Below are 19,123 nucleotides of genomic sequence, written 5' to 3' on the forward strand. Positions count from 1 at the left end.
GTCATGTCAACAACCGAAGTCAAAAGCTCTGCGGCCACCGCAGGCGCGGCGCAGAAGGAAAACCGCCAGTACTGGCTCAGGTTCTTCAGCAACGTCGGCCCGTTGCCGCCGTTGCTACTCGTAATGGTGGTCGTCTTTGCCCTGGCAAATGACCGTTTTCTGCAGCCCGATAATTTACTCTCCGTATCCCAGCAATCCGTGGCGCTGCTGCTGATTTCTCTAGGACAGATGTTGGTACTAGTCACTGGTGGATTTGATTTGTCAGTGGGAGCAACCGTTGCCCTGTCGTCGGTCGTTTCCGCCACAATGATGAAACTTGTTTACGGCGGCGTACCTGAATTTGCAGGTCAGTCCATGGTCATGGGATTTGTCGTATGCCTTGCCGTCGGCGTCGTAGTCGGCCTGGCAAACGGACTCGGAGTGGCTTTCCTCAAGGTCAATCCGTTCATTGTCACACTTGCCACCGCCACGATCGTCGCGGGCGTCACCATGGTCTTCAGCGGGGGAGCAACGGTTTCCGGTCTACCGCGAGAGTACATTGTCGGCCTCGGAGCCGGGTTCACCTTGGGCATTCCAAACCTGGTACTCCTTGCTCTTCCGGTCCTGATCCTTGTCTTCGTCGTATTGAAATGGACAACTTTCGGCCGCCACCTGTATGCGATTGGCGGCAATGCCCTGGCGGCCAAGACCGCGGGGATCCAGGTGCGGCGGAACTTGATCACCACGTACGTGATCTGCGCGGTTCTGGCCTCCCTAGCCGCTTTCCTCCTGACCGCCCGCAGCGGTTCGGGACAACCGACTTTCGGCGGTGCTTTTGCGCTTCAATCCATAACGGCGGCCGTCATTGGAGGAGCGTCGCTCCAGGGCGGCAGAGGCGGCGTTGGCGGTACGGTCCTGGGGGTCATTTTCATCATGTTGCTCGGCAACGGTATGAACTTCATGCGGCTTGATACCAACATGCAAAGCATCGCCCTGGGTTTGGCTCTCATTCTCGCGGTCGTGGCGGACCGTTTCCGGGCTTCAGCCAAGGCTCGCCTCATCGCTAGAGGGGTCACGTCATGACGGAGCCGGTCTTCGAATCGCTGATGGTCGCCAACCGGGGCGAGATTGCCCGGCGGATCATCCGGACGGCGAACGCGCTCGGCATCAGGACGATAGCGGTCTGCTCGGACGTCGACGTGGAGCTTCCCTTTGTGAAGGAAGCATCGGAATTTGTCCCCCTGGGTGCGGCCAATCCTGCCGAATCGTACCTGAATGTCGACAAACTGATGGACGCAGCCCGAGCTGTCCGGGCTTCGGCCATCCATCCGGGCTACGGTTTCCTCGCCGAAAATCCCGGCTTCGCCCGGCGGGTTATCGAAAGCGGCATCGCGTGGGTCGGGCCTTCGCCGGAATCGATGGAAATGGTGGCGGACAAGATCAACGCCCGAAACCTGATGCAGGCCGCCGGAGTGCCGGTGGCGACAGGATCAGCCGAACCGGTAAGCGACCCCGCAGAGGCAGTCACGATCGCCAACGCTGTCGGCTATCCGGTCATCGTCAAACCATCCGGAGGCGGAGGCGGCATCGGAATGATGGTCGCCGATAATGACGAAAACCTGCGGGCAGCTTTCGATACTGCACGGTCGCGTGCAGAGCGCTTTTTTGGGGACTCGCGGATCCTCATCGAACAGTTCATTCAGCACGCCCGCCACGTCGAGGTCCAGATCCTCGGGCTCCCCGACGGCAGGGTCATAGCGCTCGGAGAGCGGGACTGCTCGGTCCAGCGCCGCCACCAAAAGGTCGCCGAGGAGTCTCCGTCTCCAGGAATCACACCCGAACTCAGATCCCGGATGCTGGACGCTGCGGTAAGAGCGGGGACTGCTGTCGGCTACCGCAATGCCGGTACCGTCGAATGCCTGGTCGATCCCGTGCGGCAGACCTTCGTTTTCCTGGAAATGAACACCCGGCTGCAAGTGGAGCACCCTGTCACCGAAGCCGTGTTTTCCATTGACCTTGTCGAGGAACAACTCCGCGTCGCCGCCGGCCGGGACGTTGGGTTCGACGCCGACAACCTCCAACCCTCAGGCCATGCCATAGAGATGCGCATCTATGCCGAAGACCCTAAACGCTTCCTGCCATCGCCCGGGCACATCAGTGAGTGGACGGAACCAACAGGAGAAGGTGTCCGCGTCGACAGCGGCTATGCAGCCGGCAATACCGTGACCACCGCCTACGATCCGCTCTTGGCAAAACTCATCGTCCGGGGGCAGGACCGGGAAGAAGCACTCGCACGTGCCGAGTCCGCCGTCGCAGCCTTCCAAGTATCGGGGCCAAAAACCAATCTCCCCTTCTTTCGGATGCTTTTGAACGATCCGGCATTCAGGTCGGGCCGCTACAGCACCGGCATCGTGGCCGACGTGCAGAACCGGGCTGCGGAGTCGATAGCAAAAGGCGAAACAGATCAGGAGGAGTACGTACGATGAAGCCCCACGAGGTTTCCAACCGGTACATCTCTGAACAGTGGGCAGGGGTGCCATCCGCACTTTACGAGCAACATGCGGCCACTGACGGCAAACCTGCTGTTACGTACCGGATCGCCGGCGACAGTTATCTCCTCGTTGAGTTCGGTGGCATGCATTTTGACCTGAACCTCAACTTCTTTGTCCACAACATCAACACCGAGGTGAACCAGTCTCGCCCTCCGGGACTGGTCGAAACATCCCCCGGTTTCCGTTCCATACTGCTCTCCTATGACCCCGCGGAAACAAACGTCGCAAACCTGGTTCTGGCACTGGATGAGGCCTATGACAATGCAGCCGGTACGGAAAATCTGGTCCTCCCCAGCCGAAGAGTGAATCTTCCCGCTGCGTTTCACGATTCGACGTCCAAGGCAGCTGTTGCCCGTTATGTCCGGAGCATCCGTTCTGATGCCCCCAACTGCGTGAACGACAACAATGTCGATTACACGATCGCCTACAACGGGCTTCGGGACGTTGATGAGCTGATTGAAGTCATAACAGGGACGGACCTCTGGGTTGGATTCATCGGGTTCTTCCCCGGACTACCCTTCACTTTCCCGTTGGATCCGAGGAAGGTCCTCTTCGCTCCCAAATACAACCCCACACGTACCTGGACAGCGGAAGGAGCCATCGGTCTGGGCGGACCGTGCTACTCGATCTACCCCGTGGAATCGCCAGGCGGTTACCAGCTGCTCGGCAGAACGCTGCCCGTATACGACATCCAACAGCGCAATCCTGCTTTCGCCCAGTCGCCTCTGCTGCTGCGCCCATGTGACCGCATCAGATTCCATGCCGTTTCCGAGCAGGAACTAGCGGATTACTTCGAAACCGTCCACCGGGGCGAATACGTCTATGACATACAGGACGAGGACTTTGACGTCGGCACCTATAACGCTTGGTGCGCCTCGCTCGTGGCCGAAGCCGCAGACTTCACCGCCAAGCGGGACACCGCTGCCGCGGCAACCGCCGTCCCGTGAGGAGTCACACATGTCCATTGAAGTTCTTCAATCCGGCATCCAGACAACCGTCCAAGACTGGCCTGGACGAATCGGAATGCTGTCACGCGGGTATTTTCCCGCGGGTCCGATGGATGATTTCGCCTTCCGGCTCGGCAATGTCGCCGTCGGCAACAGCCCTGACGCTGCCGGTCTGGAAATCACACTAGGCAAGACCAAATTCCGGTTCCGGTCCCCCGCCACCGTGGCAGTAACCGGCGCCGCCGGCGAAGTGACAGTCGATGGTAGCCCGGTGCCACAGTGGGCCGCTGTCAACGTTCCCGCAGGTGCCGAATTGAAAATCGGCCTGGCCGTATCCGGGTTCAGGTTTTATCTGGCGGTCAGAGGAGGAATCGATGTTCCCCAAGTTCTCGGTTCCCGGTCCACCTACACCATGGGTTCGCTTGGAGGCGTTGAAGGGCGCGCGCTCGTCAAGGGAGATGTTCTGGACATCGGAAGCTCGGATACCTCACCTATAGCGGAACTGCCGCAGGAAAGGATCCCCGAGTACCGGCACGACTGGGAACTGGAAGTCGTGCCAGGGCCATTTGCTACGCCTGAATTCGTCACGGAAGCGGACGTCGAAAACTTCTTTGCACGCTCATGGACAGTTGACCAAAATTCAAACCGTACCGGTATCAGGCTGGACCCGGCTAGGCTGCAGTGGGCCCGGTCCGACGGCGGTATTGCCGGCGGGCATCCATCCAACATCCTCGACACCGGCTACCCTCTCGGCGGGATCAACCTCAATGGTGACACGCCCGTGATCCTCGGACCTGACGGGCCAACTTCCGGCGGCTTTGTCGTATTCGGAGTCGTACCCAAGGCGAGCCTATGGAAGACCGGCCAGATGCGGCCGGGGACAGATACGATCCGGTTCAAGCCAATTTCCATCGACGACGCTTACGCATTGGACGAGGAACGATCCATGCTCATGTCTGCAGCAGGAGGGACCGAACAATGAACACAGCCATCGAACTCAACTGCGACATGGGAGAAGGCTACGGCCGCTGGCGCTTCGCGCCGGACGAAGAATTCATGCCCTATATCAGCGCCGCTAACATCGCCTGCGGCTTCCACGCCGGGGATCCGAGAATCATGCGCCACACGGTCCGTGCGGCAGTCGGCCAAGGCCTGCAGATCGGAGCGCACGTCTCGCTGCCGGACCTTCTGGGCTTCGGACGACGACGGATAGCGGTCTCAGCGGAAGAGCTCCAGGACTACACGCTGTATCAAATAGGCGCACTAAAGGGTTTCGTTGAGGCCGAAGGGTCGAAACTTTCCCACGTAAAACCGCATGGGGTCATGTACCTGATGTCGCTGGAGGACGAAGAGTTGGCCGAAGCTGTCATCGCTGCGGTAGCCGAAATAGACAGCTCCCTCCCTCTCTACTGTTTCGACAAGCGCCACTCGGAGCTCGCCGCGCGTTACGGCGTCCGGCTAGTCCAGGAAGGATTTGTCGACCTCGGCTACGACGACGCCGGCGGCCTCATTATCGAGCGGGAAAAGCAGGCTTGGGACCCTGCACTTGTGTCCTCACGTGCGATCAGGCTCGTGAGGGAAGGGAAGGTAGCCACAGTGTCGGGGCGGGATCTCGAAATTTCCCCGGAGAGCATCTGTCTGCACGGGGACGCACCGAACTCGGTGGAGGTTATCCGCACGGTCTGGCAGTTCCTGCAGGATGCGGGCATATCTGTGCGTCCGTTGACGGAAGCCGAAAACGTGGCGACGGAACCGGGTTGATCCAGGTGTGCATCAACCTGACCCCCGCAAGGATAGGAGCGACCAGGTGAGTGAACCGGTGCTGGAGCCGATCCTCATCGACGGAACAGTGGACACCATTGTTAACCGGCTGCGGGGCGCTATTGAAAAGGGCGCCTACTCGCCCGGCCAACAGCTTCGGGAAACCAGTCTAGCCAGGCAGCTGAACGTCAGCCGCTCGCCGGTGCGCGAAGCAATGCAGCGGCTCATCCAGGAAGGCCTCCTGCACCGGGTACGCAACCGCGGGGTTTTTGTCTTGGAATTATCCGAGGCGGATATGGATGACATATCTGTCGCACGTCAGTCCGTTGAAAAGACAGCAGCGGAGGAGCTTGCAAAAAATCCAAGAAAACAAATCTTCGATGAGCTTCACCGCATCATTGCCGACATGAAGACAGCCTCGGAAAGCGGACGCCCTTGGTCTGATCTGGTCGACTTGGACCTGGCATTCCACACTGTCTTGGTCGGGAGCCTTGGCAACAAACGTCTGACGGTCTTCTACCAGACCCTCCTCACCGAAACGCGCCTGTCGCTAATGATGCTGGAGAAGTCGTATCCCGATCCAAAAGAGATAGCGGCCGAACACCAGGAGCTCCTGGCAAACATGAAAGGAGGAAACATCGCGGACCTAGACGAGCAAATCAAACAACATATGGACCACACTGGCCAGCGCCGCAGGTCCATGACGAACACAGCAACTTATTGTCCCGGTTTTTCGAGGAGAGGAACGCAAATTGAGTGAAGTGCGGTCGGATCTGGCGGCGAATGTCTGGAAAATTCTCGTGACGCCGGGAGCGTCTGTGGAGGAAGACGAAACGATAATGATCCTTGAGTCCATGAAGATGGAGATTCCGGTTGAAGCGCCCGAATCCGGCGTCGTCACGGACATTTCCGTGTCCGAAGGGGATGCAGTCGCGGAAGGACAACTACTCGCCGTTCTCGACTAACCGGCGCGGGCACACCCCAACCCCGGAATGCCCACGTCCAACTTCGCCCGCATAAATGCCGAATCCGCTTATCACGCCCGCAAGCGACGCTCAAATGGGGACCAGCCCAGGAGGCATAGGGCAGTCTGGCGGCGGCTGCACATGGAACTGCTCTATTGGCCTGCCTAGGAGAACAAACAATGGCTACCGAAGCAACCGTTTTCAACCCGGCAAACCGTCCCAAGCACGTGGGCGAGTCGCTATGGAGCGCCCAGGCGCACATGCCCTCGGTCCTGCAACGCCGCGTCGTCATTACCGAAGGACGCGGCGCGTACCTCACGACCTCGGACGGACGCCGCCTGCTCGACGCCACCGCCGGACTGTGGCACGCAAACATCGGGCATGGCAGGGAATCAGTGGCGAAAGCGGCTTATGACCAGATGTGCAAACTGGAGACCTACCACGTTTTCGGCCGGTTCTCGAACGACGTAGCTCTCTCCCTCGCGGACCGGCTCGTGGCCATGGGGCCGATACCGGACGCCAAAATAATGTTCAACAGTGGCGGGTCGGACTCCGTCGATCTGGCCTGCAAGATTGCACGGCGCCACTGGCAGCTTGAAGGCATGCCGGACAAAAAAACCGTCCTCAGCCGTACTTACTCATACCACGGGCTCCATGCCTTTGGTACCAGTGTCGCCGGGCTTGACTTCAATCGGGACGGCTACGGTTCCGATTCCCTCGTTCCCGAGACCGCCTTGGTTCCCACCAACGATATTGAAGGCGTCCGGGCGGTCGTAGACGAAATCGGCCCCGGGAATATTGCCGCGATCATCACCGAACCAATCATAGGCACCGGAGGGGTAATTCCGCCTGCCACCGGATATCTTGAAGGTTTGCAGGAAATCGCCCGTAAAAATGACATTCTTCTGATCGTTGATGAGGTCATCACCGGATTCGGCCGGACAGGCTTCATGTTCGCCTCCCAACGGTTCCATCTCGAGCCCGACATGATTCTGTTAGCCAAAGGAATAACATCCGGCTACGCCCCGCTGGGCGGCGTCCTTGTCTCCGACCGGATCTGGGGACGGTTCTATCGGGGACACGACGCCCCCGTCCTGAGACACGGCATGACGTACTCGGGTCATGCCACAGCTTGCGCAGTTGCACACGCCAACCTCGACATCCTCGAGAACGAACAACTCGTTCCACGGGCCCTGGAACTTGAATCTGTCCTCGATAAGGCCCTGACCCCTCTTGCCTCCCATCCTCTCGTGCAGGAAATCCGCAGCGGCGTCGGGTTTCTCGCCGGCGTCCAGCTGGCACCCGAGGCAGACGCCGAGGCCGTGGCCAACTCATGCATAGATGACGGCGTCGTCGTACGGCCCCTGCGCGGCAACACCCTCCAGATCAGCCCCCCATTCGTAGTGGGAGACGAGGACGTTGACCTGATCGCCAAGACTATCGGGCGGGTCCTCGACCGGGCAGATCCTATACGCGGGCAGTAGCACTGCCCCACCGGCATCATCAAAGCACGCAGGAACATGAATTCCCTGGAAACCACCTCCCCTGCGGAAAGAATACTCACCTCGCCTTTGCCTCCGATCCGGACTTCGCGCCGGCTAGGAGTTGACGGGGCCCACACCGTTTGTGCCTTCAGCCGCCTGTCTCCGGCCGGGCGCGTCGGGCCAGTCCTTTGATGAGCAGTTTGACCAGGCGGTCGGCGTCGTACCGCGGATCCTTGCCGTCGCCGGCACATAGGTTGCCAACCCCGCGCATGAGTTCATAGGCGCCTACGTCCGAGTCGATCTCCCCTGCTGCCACGGCGGCCCGGAGCAGATGTGCGCACACCGGCACCAGCCGGTCGACGAAGTAGGTGTGCAGGGCGTCAAAGCCATCCCTGTCATTTTGCAGTGCTGCGGCCAGGCCGTGCTTGGTGACGAGGAACTCGACGAAAAGGTCAATCCACTGGCCAAGGGCCGAATGCGGGGATTCGGTATCGGCCAGCAGCGCCGGACCGGCCTCGGCGCAGGCCTCCACCTGGTGCCGGTACACCGCGATGATGAGGTCCGCGCGCGTCGGGAAGTGACGATAGATCGTGCCGACCCCCACTCCGGCCTTGCCTGCAATCTCGCGTACCGGTGCGTCCACCCCGGAGGCGACAAAGACAGCAGCGGCAGCGGCAAGGAGCACCTGTTCGTTGCGTACGGAATCGGCGCGCTTCCGCTGCGTCCCCTGCCCTGCCTGCCCGGCGTCCAGACTCATATCCCTGATCCTCTTCCGCCCTCATTGCTAAACGGAACAGCGTTCCATATAGTCAAACGGAGCAACGTTCCTCTTAGTAAGTATGTCAGACCGGACAGCCCACCTTCAGTGGGCGTCCGGGCAATACGTCAACTCTCCCGACAGAAAGCCCGTGGCATGACAGCTCTCATCTCCTCGCATTCAGACCCGGCCGTCGATGCTCCGGTTCCGGTCATGTCCGTCAGCCCGGTGGTGCTGCCGGCCCGCGGCCGCGGCGAGGACCTCCAGGTGCGGGTCTCCGCTCCGGTGACCGGGCGCGGGCTGCCCGTGATTGTTTTTCCCACGGCCATGGTTCGTCCATGAGGGACTACGGCCCGCTGGTCGATCACTGGGCAGCGCACGGCTTCACTGTTATCCAGCCGACCCACCTCGACTCAAGGACGTTGAGCCTCGACCCACAGGACTCACGGTTCTCCGAGAGATGGCGCTTCCGGGTCAGGGACCTTCGGCAGATCCTTGACCAGCTCGACCACATCGAAGCTGCCGTGCCCGGCCTGGCCGGGCGCCTTGACCACAGCCAGATCGCCGCGGCCGGCCACTCCTGGGGCGGCTACACGGTAGGCCAGCTGCTCGGCGCCCGTGTCATGGGGCCGGACGGCGGGCCGGGAGTGGACCTGCACGACCCGCGGATCTCGGCGGGCGTGCTGCTAGCCGCCCCCGGGAGGGGCGGCGCCGGTCTGACGGAGTTCGCCGCAGGGAATTACCCCTTCCTGAACCAAAGCTTCACCGAAATGACCACCCCCGCCCTCGTCGTCGCGGGAGACAGGGACCGCACCCCCCTCAGCGTCCGGGGTGCGGACTGGTGCGCGGACCCCTACCATCTCAGTCCGGGCAAAAAGAGCCTGTTGACCGTCTTCGGCGCAGAACACTCCCTCGGAGGAATTCCCGGCTACGGAGCCGCGGAGACCACGGAGGGGAGCCCGGCACGGGTCGCCTTCATCCAGCAGGCCACCTTCTCCTACCTGCGCAGCGCGCTGTATCCCACCAATCCGAGCTGGAGCGAGTGCGTCGCCGCGCTTGACGAGAACCCCGCTCCCCTCGGACGCATCGACAGTAAATAACTCCTCACAACCCAACCCCACCCCACATCGAAAAGGACACCCTCATGCAGTACAACACCCTCGGCCGCACCGGCCTGCAGATCAGCTCCCTCGCGCTGGGCGCCATGAACTTCGGGAAGATCGGCCGGACAACCCAGGACGACGCAACCGCACTGGTGGATGCCGCCCTCGAGGCCGGGATCAACCTGATCGACACCGCCGACGTATACAGCGGCGGCCAGTCCGAGGAAATGGTCGGCAAGGCAATCGCCGGCCGCCGCGACGACGTCGTCCTCGCCACCAAAGCGGGCCTGCCCATGGGGGACGAGCGCAACCACCAGGGCAGCTCCCGGCGCTGGCTGATCACGGAGCTTGAAGCGAGCCTGCGACGGCTCAACGTCGAGCACATCGACCTCTACCAGATCCACCGTTGGGACCCCAGGACCAGCGATGAAGAAACCCTCTCCGCCCTGACCGATCTGCAGCGGGCCGGCAAGATCCGCCACTTCGGCTCCTCAACTTTCCCGGCGTACCGCATCGTCCAGGCCCAGTGGGCCGCCAGCTCGCACCGCCTGAGCCGCTACGTCACGGAACAGCCCAGCTACTCGATCCTGCAGCGCGGCATCGAGACCCAGGTACTCCCCGCCACCCAGGAATACGGCATGGGTGTCCTGGCGTGGAGCCCCCTCGCCTCGGGATGGCTCTCAGGCGCCATCCGCGAGGGCCAGGAGATCAGCACGAACCGCTCGGGCTTTATGCAGCACAGATTCGACGTCTCCATCCCCGTCAACCGGGCAAAGCTTGACGCCGTTGAACAGCTGGCCAAGGTAGCCGACGGCGCCGGCCTCACCATGATTCAGCTCGCGCTCGGCTTTGTCACAGCGCATCCGGCAGTCACCAGCGCACTGATCGGACCGCGCACCATCAATCACCTGCACTCCCAGATCGCCGCCGCCGATACCGTCCTGTCCTCGGACATCCTTGACGCGATCGACGCCATCGTGCCACCCGGCACCGATCTCGCACCGCAGGAGAAGAACGACGCCCCGCCGGCCCTGCTCGACCCGTCACTGCGCCGGCGCAGCTGACTCCCCGCTCCCCGAAACGACACCACTTTTCCGAGCACCACATGGTGGCGCCTTGGGGCTTTGACAGCTTCGGCTAAACAGTTTAGCTTTAAGCTATTCCTATTAGCCATTTGGAGGCTGTCATGTCCGAGCACCTGAGCACCCCTGAGGGGACCATCGCCTACGAGCTAAGCGGCGTGGGTCCCCTCGTGGTCCTCGCCCATGGCATGGGCGACAGCCGGCACTCCTACCGTTTTATCGCGCCGGCCCTGGTGGCCGCCGGCTACCGGGTTGCCAATGTCGATATCCGCGGCTGCGGCGAATCCAGCACGGGATGGAGGGGCTACAGCCGCACCGACATCGCCGGTGACCTTGTCGCCCTCATGCGTGCACTCGGCGGCCCGGCGGTCATTGTGGGCCACTCGATCAGCGGCGGCGCGGCCACCATCGCCGCCGCCGCGGAACCTGGACTGGTTGCCGGCGTCGTGGAACTGGCCCCCTTCACCCGCCGACAGTCGGTTGACCTTGCCGGCCTGTTCCGCCGTAGGGACTATCGGACCGGCACGGTCCAGCTCGCGAAGGTTATGCTCAGCGGGAGCGTGAAGGCGTGGCTGGCCTATCTGGACCTGGCGGTCCCGGCCAAACCCGCCGACTGGGACAGCGAGTCCGCCCGCATCCGGGCCGCCGTGAGCCGGCCCGAGCGGATGGCGGTACTGCGCGCCATGATGAAGACGTCCCCAGCCGATGCCGGCGCCCAGCTGCCCAACGTCCGGCGCCCCGTCCTGATCGTCGAGGGCAGCGCCGACCCTGACTGGACCGACCCCCGTGCCGAAGGTGAACGCATTATCGCCGACCTTCCCGACGGCGTCGGTGAACTTGCCGTCATCGAAGGTGCCGGGCATTACCCGCACACCCAGACCCCGGACGAGCTGCTCGCCCTGCTGCTGCCGTTCCTGGGCAGGACGCTGACATCCACCACCGGCGTGGATCATGCCTAGGGCCGGATTGGATGCCGCGGCCGTCACCGAAGCCGGCGCCGCCCTCGCCGATGAGATTGGCTTCACCCAGCTCAGCATGAGCGTCATCGCCGAACGTCTCGGGGTGCGGACTCCCTCGCTGTATAAGCACGTCGATGGGATTGCCGACCTCGCCCGCCGCATCTGCATCCTCGCCGTCACAGAACTGGGCGACGCAGTGCGTGATGCCACGCAGGGCAGGGCACGCAGGGATGCCCTCGAAGGGGCGGCCCAGGCGCTGCGGGGCTACGTGAAGGACCATCCCGGACGCTACGCCGCGACCGTCGGGGCCCGGCCTACGGGCCCGGACGATCCCCTCGCCGCGGCGCTGGAGCGGTCGCTCACTCCCCTTTCGGCCGTGCTGCTCGGCTACCGTCTGGATCCTGCCGACGAGATTCACGGTGTGCGGACGCTGCGCAGCATGCTGCACGGTTTCGCGACGCTCGAGATCTCAGACGGCTTCCAGATGCGCACCAACGTCGACACCAGCTTCACCTGGATGGTCGACTTCATCGACCAGGGCCTGCGGGCGGCAGCGGCCGGTGCCGGGCATGGGCGTGTGGTGGCCGCCCAGGCCCCGCTGCTGTGATCGACAGTCGGCCGGCAGGATGAACATCGCGCGACAACCTGCAGGACCCGGCACTCGGGCACCCGGCCACGACCTCGTCCGCGGCGGCCTGCGCTTCACGGCCGAACTCATAGCCTGGGTCGGCTCTGCCTGGGCGCTGTGGCCGCACTCGATTCCACTGGCCATCGGAGCAGTGGTCCTGCTCATCGGACTTCCCGCCGTATTCAGCACCCCGGGTGACCGCCCCGGCGGGAATGGGCCGGTCGCCGTTCCTGGCATCGTCACCATCCTCATACTGGTGATTCAGCTCGTTGCAGCAATGATGGCCGCCTGGACACTCTGGCGCGGATGGATCGCCGCCGCGGTGACTGCGCTGTGTCTTCTCGTGCCCATCACCGACCAGCCCCGCTGGCGCGCGCTCACCGGCCCCGCTCACGGGTAACCACAAAGGTTGCAGCGTGCGTACAGCAGTTGCCACGATCGCGGCAGGGCCATAACAGCAATGACGACAACGAGTGAGGCTCACGAACCGCGGGGCCCGCGTCGCGTCGATCTGCTACGCCGCATCCGCCCCCGCGGATGCCGACATGCTCGAGGCTGTCGGTTCACCGCATCGCGGACCAGGTCGGCCTGGGAACCGGATCGAACCTCCGACTGCATTTCCGCCGGCTCCTGGATGCGTCCCCCTCGGAGTACCGCGCCACCTTCTCCGGGCGGGGCTGACCACAGCTATACCCGCCCGAATGCCCTGAGCGTTCAGCTACGAGATGCGAGGGGGAAGCACGACAGTGTCGCCCGCCACATCGATCGCGACCTTGCCATGCAGTGCATACGACCGCCTGTTCTCCAGGAGCTCATGAGCCTCACCCATCCGGGCCAGCGGAAGAATCGCGCCAATGACCGGCTTCACGAGGCCGCGCTCGACCAGGGTGGTGAGCGCGTCCAGCTTGCCGCGGTTCTGACGAGTGAACACGAAGTGGTAGGCGGCGTTCTTGCCCCACGCCTCAATGAGGTTCTGCGGCTGCGCGATATCGACGATGCTGACAACGCGTCCAAAGTCGGCAAGTATCAGTGGGCTTTTCGTGAGGGTGTCGCCGCCGATCGTGTCGAAGACGACGTCGACCCCCTTGCCCCGCGTCAGCTCGGCCACGGAGTCGACGTAGTCCGTCGAGGTGTAGTCGATGACCGCATCCGCTCCGAGCGAGCGCACGAACTCATGGTCACCTGCTTTCGCGGTGGTGATCACCCGCGCGCCTATGGCCTTGGCAACCTGGATCGCGATCGTACCCACACCGCCCGTACCGCCGTGAATTAGGATCGTCTCCCCCACGGTGAGCTGAGCCCGCGTCACAAGGGCCTCCCACACCGTTCCGCCGACGAGTGTCAGACTTGCTGCTTCCAGGTGGGTCAGGTTCTCCGGCTTCCGGCCGACGAGGTCGACGTCGGCGACGTGCTGTTCGGCGTAGGAGCCGGGGCCGCCGAAGATTTGGGGCGTGTAGTAGACCTCGTCGCCGACGCGGAACTCGGTCACGTGGGAGCCGACTTCCTCGATCACGCCGGAGATGTCGTGCCCTGTGATCGCAGGAAGAGGGACGTAGTCGGCGTAGTCTCCGCGTCGCACCTGGTAATCGAGGGGATTGAGGGCGGTCGCATGGACGCGCACCCGTACCTGGCGGGGTTCAACCTTCGGTACGGGGACGTCGCGCAGCTCAAAAGCATCGGGGCCTCCGAAACGAGCGAGCACAACGGCCTTCATCTGATCAGTCATAGTGGTGTTCCTCATCGTGGGTCGGGATGCGCAACGCGCAAGGGCGGGCTGTTCCCTCTACTGAACCGCGCGCACGGCCAATGCATTTCAGGTGCCGCAATGTCGATCGCCGCTCAGCCGTACAGGGCCGTGTAGGTCCCGTAGTTTTGGTCACCGTCGTTCTGGGGTGCAGCCCTCGAGCCCAGGAGGCCCGCGCCTCGCGCGCATCGCCCTTAGACCGGGCCGGATCAGCACCGCTCTCTGGACGGTTGATCTCCGCCCACACCGCATCGAGGGACAGACCGAGAACTTCCGCGATCGCAGCGATTGTCGGAAAAGCGGGAGTTGCTGCGCGGCCCGACTCGATCTTCCGAAGGGTTTCCGGTGAGACACCCGCAGCCAGGGCCGTATGGAGCATTGACCGCTCCCCCCTGGCGAGACGCGTCAGCGCGCCGAGTTTCTCTCCGTCCTCCATGGGCTGCCGCACAACTACGCGCTGGCCGACGGCGACCTGCTGACCCTGGACCTTGCCATCACCAAAGGCGGGATCGCAGCAGACTCCGCCATCAGCTTCATCGTGGGTGAAACGAAGCCCCCGCACAGCCTCGCCATGATCAGCGCTACCGAACGGGCGCTCACCGCAGGGATCGCCGCAGCAGGACCAGCGGCCCGCATCGGTGATATCTCACACGCCATCGGCTCGGTCCTCCGCGAGGCGGGATACCCCATCAACACCGAATTCGGCGGCCACGGCATCGGATTAACAATGCACCAGGACCCGCACGTTGCGGACACCGGCCGGCCGGGCCGCGGCTACACACTGCGCCCGGGGCTGCTGCTCGCACTGGAGCCGTCGGTGATGGCCGACACCGCCACGCTCATCACCGACGCCGACGGGTGGACACTGCGCAGTGCGACAGGCAGCCGGACGGCACACAGCGAGCACACCATCGCAATTACCGACGATGGCACAGAAATTCTCACCCTTCCAAAGCCGGCCGATCGTGATCGTGCAGCGCCACTTGCGCGCGTGCACACGGGTTCCCCGTTACCTTTGCCATAGCCAGGTCCTGTTGCAGGATGAGGGCGTGTTGATAGGTCGGTCCCGGCATGGTTGGTGCCTCAAGCCGAAAATGATCCGGGGGTTTTGCCGCCACGACCGACCTGGCGGCAATTGATCGCTTATACCAGCATCCAGCACCAACGACCCGGGCTTGTGGGCTCCGGGCACTTGCTGATGGTTGTTACAGCCCGGTGGGAGCAGCGGCGCAGCCGGCTAACCGGCCTGAATCGCGATGGTGGGGTTCAGGGCGCTGAAGGAGGTGTTGATCAGCGTCGAGAGGTCCTCCCTTCCTCTTGATTCCCTCCAGGCCGCGAGCGCCGCCGCAAAGCACTCCATCGCCGCCGCAACCCGAACCTGAGTGACGAGTGACGCATCCGGTGCGGCATGGGTTTGTTGCAGTTCGCGGACAATATTCGGCCGCCAGTCGAACTGCTTCTCCCGGAACCGGGCACTGAGTGCTGGTGTCTCGTAGATCAAATCCAGGAATGCCATGACTTCGCTTGTGTCCCGCATAAGGAAGTCCACCACCGGCTTCAAAGCGCGCCGCAGCGCATGCCAGTCGTCGTCTGACCGGGCATCGGAGGCCAGGGCTTCGACGATGGTGTCGCCGATCGGATCGAAGAGGAACAGGACGACGTCTTCCTTGTTCGTGAAGTACCGCAGGAACGTGCTTCGAGACACTCCGGTAGCACCCGCGAGGTCAGCAAACGTGACCTGATTGAAGCCGGTTGCGCAGAACTCGTTGAACGCTACGCGTGCGAGTTCTGCCCGGACTGCGTGCCTACTGACGGCTCGAACACTGACAGGACTAGGAGGCATGCCTTAACTCTACCCTGTGTCCCTTGAATGGAGTCCAAGTGCTAAACTGATACTCAGTGTCACAAATGACGCCGGAGTGCCCAAGGTGCGGTGTCTCCACCCTTCGGCTGCGTGCGGCCCTTTCGAATCGAGATATTTTGACTTACGACAACCTGCCTGGTCTCCACATTTCCATCGACGCGGGAGTCGCCACGGTGACGCTGGATCACCCGCCGCTGAACCTCATGGATGGTGTCCTGCTGCCCTCGCTGCGCGGGTTTCTCTACCAGATACACGATGACGCCGCTGTCCGGGTCATCGTCTTCCAGTCGGCCGATCCGGAGTTCTTCATCGCCCATGGGGACATGGCCTATCTGACAGATCCGGGGGCACTTCCAGCCGCCACCGATGCGGCTATCGCGGCCGCACCCGGCTGGGATGTCCCGGAGGGCCTGAACATCCTTCAGGCTTTGAGCGATGATGTGCGGAACCTGCCCCAGGTAACGATCGGCAAGCTCGCAGGTTTCGCCCGTGGCGCGGGCAATGAGTTCCTTATGAGCCTCGACATGCGGTTCGCGGCGATCGGCAAGTCCGGACAGGCCCAGCCCGAGGTGCAGATGGGCATTCTTCCCGGCGGCGGCGGCACCGTAAATATGACCCGCCTCATTGGCCGTGCCCGAGCCCTGGAACTCATCCTGGGTGCTGAACTTGTCGACGCGGAGCTGGCTGAGCGGTACGGCCTCGTCAACCGGGCCCTGCCCGCCGATGAGATCGACGCACACGTTGATGCTCTTGCGCGTCGCATCGCGCGGCTTCGCCTGGAAACCATCGCCGCAGTCAAAACAACCGTCAACGCCATGGCACCCGCAGTGCCGTTGGAGGCCTACGCCGTCGAAAACACCTCTCTGCACGCGGCATTCGGCGACGAAGTTTTCGAGCTGGCCGACAAGCTCCTCGCCGCCGGCGTCCAAACCCGCGACGGCGAACTGGATTACGAGCGCATCTCCAATAGCATCTAAGCTTCGACCGGAGCATAGTGCAGCGTGAGAAGGCCCTGCCCATAGCGGCGGGCCTTCTCGCCCACGTGGCTCGACCCACGAGTTTCTCAGCCGAGCGCTCCCCCGCCGCGTCAGACCCGCCCGCAGGTGCGCCCGCTGAAAGATGCTCAAACGCACCGCTCCCGCCCGGTACCGCGGGCCCACCTCAGCCACAAAGCGCTATGCACTCCTTCGCATAACCTGCAGGATTTACCGCTGCGCTTGGGGAACGGCATAAGCGACTTCCCAAATACGCTCCCGCGCTCCCGCGTACACTCCTGCCGGATGCCACCAACCTAAGGGCCGGGTACTAATCGACCAAATAAGGGGTAACACCCTTACCATGTGCCATGGCGGAGACACCTTACCGGGTCGTCTCCCGGCGACGCTGCGGCCTGCACGGAAGGCACCGGCGTGCGCGGTCGGGACCGCGGCGATGCCGGGGATCGGTTCCTGCCGGCTGGTCAGTCGAGGATGGCGGTGGCTTCGACCTCGACGAGAACATCGGGTTCAAAGAGGAATTCGACCCCAATCAATGATGCGGGAGGCATCGGCAACGGCAGTGCGAGTTCCTCTGCGACGGAGTCGATGCCCGCCATGAAGGCATCAATTTTCTCAGGGGCCCAGCCCGTCACGTAGAAGGTGAGGCGTACGACGTCCTTGAAGGTGGCGCCGGTGCTGGCCAGGCCTAGGTGGACGTTGCGGAGGGCCGAGGCGACCTGCCCGGCGAGGTCGCCTGGCTTCTGCGGTGCTCCGTCCTGGTTCGTGGCAACCTGGCCGGCGATGTACACGTGCCGGGCGCCGGTGGCGACGGCGACGTGATGGTAAGGGGTTGAGGGCATCATGCCCTGGGGGGAGGACAGGCGGACGCTCACGGGAATCTCCTTCAGCTGGTGATTGGTATCCTCAAGGTACTTGGTATGTTTTGGACACTTCAACGAGACTAGGTTTCATGCCGGATACTGATGCCCATTCCACGGAGCGCTTTGAACTGAGTGCGCCGCACCGGGAGCTCCTGGATCAGGTGCTCGATAAGTGGTCGCTGCAGGTGCTGGGAGAGTTGTGTGAGCGGCCCTGCCGCTTCAATGAGCTGCGCAGGGCCATTCCGGCGGTCACGCAGAAATCATTGACCGGCACGCTGCGCCGGCTTGAACGCAATGGCGTCGTCGAACGCGTCGTTCTCGACGCCCGTCCCGTAGCGGTGGAGTACCGCATCACGGCATTGGGCAAGACCCTTCGAGCACCGGTCGATACGATCCTGGAATGGGCGGCGGTTCATCTGCCCGGCATTGAGGCAGCGCGCAACCGCTACGACGCGGGTGTCCGCTGACTGAGTGATAGGGGAAGGACCCGGCCGACCGTGAAGCAAATGTGGGAACCGCTGCCACTCGCTAGTCGGAGTCAGCGCGTTGCGTGTACCCCCGCGCCCTCCCACCTGATGATGCGCCAGGGCAGTCCCCGGTTGAGGAGCGCGGGCATCCGCCCTATCTTCGGCGGAGCACCGAAAAAGCCTGTGTAGGTGATAGGTCATCAGGGGATGATTCCGCCGTCGTTGAGGAAGCCGCCGCACGTCCGCGGCGAAGGCACGGATCCCGGCCAACCACGGGCTTACCGGCACCAAACGCGGAAGGCCAAGACTTCGCGAAGCCCTGATGGCGAGCAGGGCGGGAGGCCCCGGTCATCACGACACTGGACCGGCCGGCGCGACGGCAAGTGCCCAGCCCGTCCAAGTCCCAGAAAACCCACCTGATGCCCCTCCAATGGCGCTGTGGATGCTCAAGTCGGTGCCGTCCGGGAAATGCTGACTTAAGCCATTGGTGGTCTCACTAATCCCGCGCTGCCATGTGAATTGGGGTAGCAAAAGTAAATGTCGATGCCCCTATCGATCGTCACGCTCTTGACTGTCAGGGTTGCTGTTCACTTGAGTCACGAGGCCGTGATTCTTTGCTCATCCCTCGGAGGAGGCCCTCAAGGTCCCGTTCGCCTTCGATTGTCTGGGCGCCGCGCTCGAGGCTGTCGCCAATGAGGTGCCGGGCTGCGGGAAGCCCGAACAGCGCACCCCATTCTGTTTCGTCCTGCCCTTAGCCCCTGAGCGGTGTGATGGGATTGAAATTCCGCTTGGCTGCGGCGAGTACCCCCTCGGGCAGGTCGGCGATGTTGTGGGCGAGCCGGTCGACAAACGCATCAAGACCGTTGGCAGGGATAGCGCGGTTGATCCACCCATAGGAGGCAGCGACATCCGCCTCGAAACCGGTCGATCTGCCGCACGGATCCCGCTTCTCAGAACAGTACGGATGTTTCAA

20 protein-coding genes and 3 pseudogenes are annotated in these 19,123 nt (G+C 62.9%); 17 read left to right on the plus strand and 6 right to left on the minus strand.

The window, feature by feature from the left end; translation table 11 throughout:
• Positions 1–3 precede the first annotated feature (3 nt).
• The 8 genes from AC4D2R_RS14800 to AC4D2R_RS14835 all read left to right on the plus strand — a co-directional run bounded on the left by AC4D2R_RS14800 (position 4) and on the right by AC4D2R_RS14835 (position 7,688).
• The gene (locus AC4D2R_RS14800; protein WP_490940891.1) at positions 4–1,062 is read left to right on the plus strand and encodes an ABC transporter permease; all 1,059 of its coding nucleotides are present in this window, start codon (positions 4–6) and stop codon (positions 1,060–1,062) included.
• On the plus strand, positions 1,059–2,465 hold the full coding sequence (locus tag AC4D2R_RS14805; RefSeq protein ID WP_490940892.1) for an acetyl-CoA carboxylase biotin carboxylase subunit: 1,407 nt from the start codon (positions 1,059–1,061) through the stop codon (positions 2,463–2,465). Before AC4D2R_RS14800 ends, AC4D2R_RS14805 begins: the two co-directional genes overlap by 4 nt.
• Positions 2,462–3,478, plus strand: a complete 1,017-nt coding sequence (locus AC4D2R_RS14810; protein WP_490940893.1) for a carboxyltransferase domain-containing protein — start codon at positions 2,462–2,464, stop codon at positions 3,476–3,478. The genes AC4D2R_RS14805 and AC4D2R_RS14810 overlap by 4 nt, the downstream gene beginning before the upstream one ends.
• 10 nt (positions 3,479–3,488) lie before the next feature.
• On the plus strand, positions 3,489–4,460 hold the full coding sequence (locus AC4D2R_RS14815; RefSeq protein WP_490940894.1) for a 5-oxoprolinase/urea amidolyase family protein: 972 nt from the start codon (positions 3,489–3,491) through the stop codon (positions 4,458–4,460).
• Positions 4,457–5,239 (plus strand): LamB/YcsF family protein, encoded by a 783-nt coding sequence (locus AC4D2R_RS14820; protein ID WP_490940895.1) that lies wholly within the window; start codon positions 4,457–4,459, stop codon positions 5,237–5,239. Before AC4D2R_RS14815 ends, AC4D2R_RS14820 begins: the two co-directional genes overlap by 4 nt.
• A gap of 46 nt (positions 5,240–5,285) precedes the next feature.
• Complete coding sequence (locus AC4D2R_RS14825; RefSeq protein WP_490940896.1) at positions 5,286–5,999, plus strand: GntR family transcriptional regulator; 714 nt, start codon at positions 5,286–5,288, stop codon at positions 5,997–5,999.
• Position 6,000: 1 nt separating this feature from the next.
• A complete protein-coding gene (locus AC4D2R_RS14830) occupies positions 6,001–6,204 on the plus strand; it encodes a biotin/lipoyl-binding carrier protein (RefSeq protein WP_490900457.1) in 204 nt (67 codons plus the stop codon).
• Between the two features lie 179 nt (positions 6,205–6,383).
• Positions 6,384–7,688, plus strand: coding sequence for an aminotransferase family protein (locus AC4D2R_RS14835; protein ID WP_490940897.1), 1,305 nt, complete (start codon positions 6,384–6,386; stop codon positions 7,686–7,688).
• Positions 7,689–7,836: 148 nt separating this feature from the next.
• On the opposite strand, the gene AC4D2R_RS14840 is transcribed toward AC4D2R_RS14835, so the two are convergent.
• The gene (locus AC4D2R_RS14840; protein ID WP_490940898.1) at positions 7,837–8,445 is read right to left on the minus strand and encodes a TetR/AcrR family transcriptional regulator; all 609 of its coding nucleotides are present in this window, start codon (positions 8,443–8,445) and stop codon (positions 7,837–7,839) included.
• Positions 8,446–8,601: 156 nt separating this feature from the next.
• On the opposite strand from AC4D2R_RS14840, the gene AC4D2R_RS14845 reads away from it, so the two are divergent.
• From AC4D2R_RS14845 to AC4D2R_RS14870, 6 genes are all read left to right on the plus strand, one after another.
• Positions 8,602–8,787 (plus strand): hypothetical protein, encoded by a 186-nt coding sequence (locus tag AC4D2R_RS14845; RefSeq protein WP_490940899.1) that lies wholly within the window; start codon positions 8,602–8,604, stop codon positions 8,785–8,787.
• A complete protein-coding gene (locus AC4D2R_RS14850; RefSeq protein WP_490940900.1) occupies positions 8,784–9,545 on the plus strand; it encodes an alpha/beta hydrolase family protein in 762 nt (253 codons plus the stop codon). Before AC4D2R_RS14845 ends, AC4D2R_RS14850 begins: the two co-directional genes overlap by 4 nt.
• 44 nt (positions 9,546–9,589) lie before the next feature.
• Positions 9,590–10,612: an aldo/keto reductase gene (locus tag AC4D2R_RS14855; RefSeq protein ID WP_490940901.1), complete on the plus strand. Its 1,023-nt coding sequence runs from the start codon at positions 9,590–9,592 to the stop codon at positions 10,610–10,612.
• Between the two features lie 122 nt (positions 10,613–10,734).
• Entirely contained in the window at positions 10,735–11,589 is an 855-nt protein-coding gene (locus tag AC4D2R_RS14860; RefSeq protein WP_490940902.1) for an alpha/beta fold hydrolase, read from the plus strand.
• Positions 11,582–12,196, plus strand: coding sequence for a TetR-like C-terminal domain-containing protein (locus AC4D2R_RS14865; RefSeq protein ID WP_490940903.1), 615 nt, complete (start codon positions 11,582–11,584; stop codon positions 12,194–12,196). Before AC4D2R_RS14860 ends, AC4D2R_RS14865 begins: the two co-directional genes overlap by 8 nt.
• A gap of 19 nt (positions 12,197–12,215) precedes the next feature.
• Positions 12,216–12,617 carry a hypothetical protein gene (locus tag AC4D2R_RS14870; protein ID WP_490940904.1) on the plus strand — a complete coding sequence of 134 codons (402 nt, stop codon included), beginning with the start codon at positions 12,216–12,218 and terminating at the stop codon, positions 12,615–12,617.
• Positions 12,618–12,935: 318 nt separating this feature from the next.
• Here AC4D2R_RS14870 and AC4D2R_RS14875 read toward each other — a convergent pair whose 3' ends face one another.
• Positions 12,936–13,943: a zinc-dependent alcohol dehydrogenase family protein gene (locus AC4D2R_RS14875; protein ID WP_490940905.1), complete on the minus strand. Its 1,008-nt coding sequence runs from the start codon at positions 13,941–13,943 to the stop codon at positions 12,936–12,938.
• A gap of 184 nt (positions 13,944–14,127) precedes the next feature.
• Positions 14,128–14,397: pseudogene (locus AC4D2R_RS14880) on the minus strand (helix-turn-helix transcriptional regulator); the annotation flags it as partial.
• Between AC4D2R_RS14880 and AC4D2R_RS14885 the strand changes: the two are divergent.
• Positions 14,386–14,985 (plus strand): annotated as a pseudogene (locus tag AC4D2R_RS14885) (M24 family metallopeptidase); the annotation flags it as partial. The pseudogenes AC4D2R_RS14880 and AC4D2R_RS14885 overlap by 12 nt on opposite strands.
• Positions 14,986–15,198: 213 nt before the next feature.
• On the opposite strand, the gene AC4D2R_RS14890 reads toward AC4D2R_RS14885, so the two are convergent.
• On the minus strand, positions 15,199–15,804 hold the full coding sequence (locus tag AC4D2R_RS14890) for a TetR/AcrR family transcriptional regulator (RefSeq protein WP_490940906.1): 606 nt from the start codon (positions 15,802–15,804) through the stop codon (positions 15,199–15,201).
• Positions 15,805–15,941: 137 nt separating this feature from the next.
• Between AC4D2R_RS14890 and AC4D2R_RS14895 the strand changes: the two genes are divergently transcribed.
• The gene (locus AC4D2R_RS14895) at positions 15,942–16,802 is read left to right on the plus strand and encodes an enoyl-CoA hydratase/isomerase family protein (RefSeq protein ID WP_490940907.1); all 861 of its coding nucleotides are present in this window, start codon (positions 15,942–15,944) and stop codon (positions 16,800–16,802) included.
• Between the two features lie 482 nt (positions 16,803–17,284).
• Here the strand turns inward: AC4D2R_RS14895 and AC4D2R_RS14900 are convergent, their stop codons facing one another.
• Entirely contained in the window at positions 17,285–17,695 is a 411-nt protein-coding gene (locus AC4D2R_RS14900; RefSeq protein WP_490940908.1) for a RidA family protein, read from the minus strand.
• A 77-nt stretch (positions 17,696–17,772) separates the two neighbouring features.
• On the opposite strand from AC4D2R_RS14900, the gene AC4D2R_RS14905 reads away from it, so the two are divergent.
• The gene (locus tag AC4D2R_RS14905) at positions 17,773–18,150 is read left to right on the plus strand and encodes a winged helix-turn-helix transcriptional regulator (protein WP_490940909.1); all 378 of its coding nucleotides are present in this window, start codon (positions 17,773–17,775) and stop codon (positions 18,148–18,150) included.
• A gap of 435 nt (positions 18,151–18,585) precedes the next feature.
• Here AC4D2R_RS14905 and AC4D2R_RS14910 read toward each other — a convergent pair.
• Positions 18,586–18,719, minus strand: a pseudogene (locus tag AC4D2R_RS14910) (IS30 family transposase); the annotation flags it as partial.
• Positions 18,720–19,123: the final 404 nt, after the last annotated feature.

This window comes from Arthrobacter sp. TJ-217 (assembly GCF_058269255.1).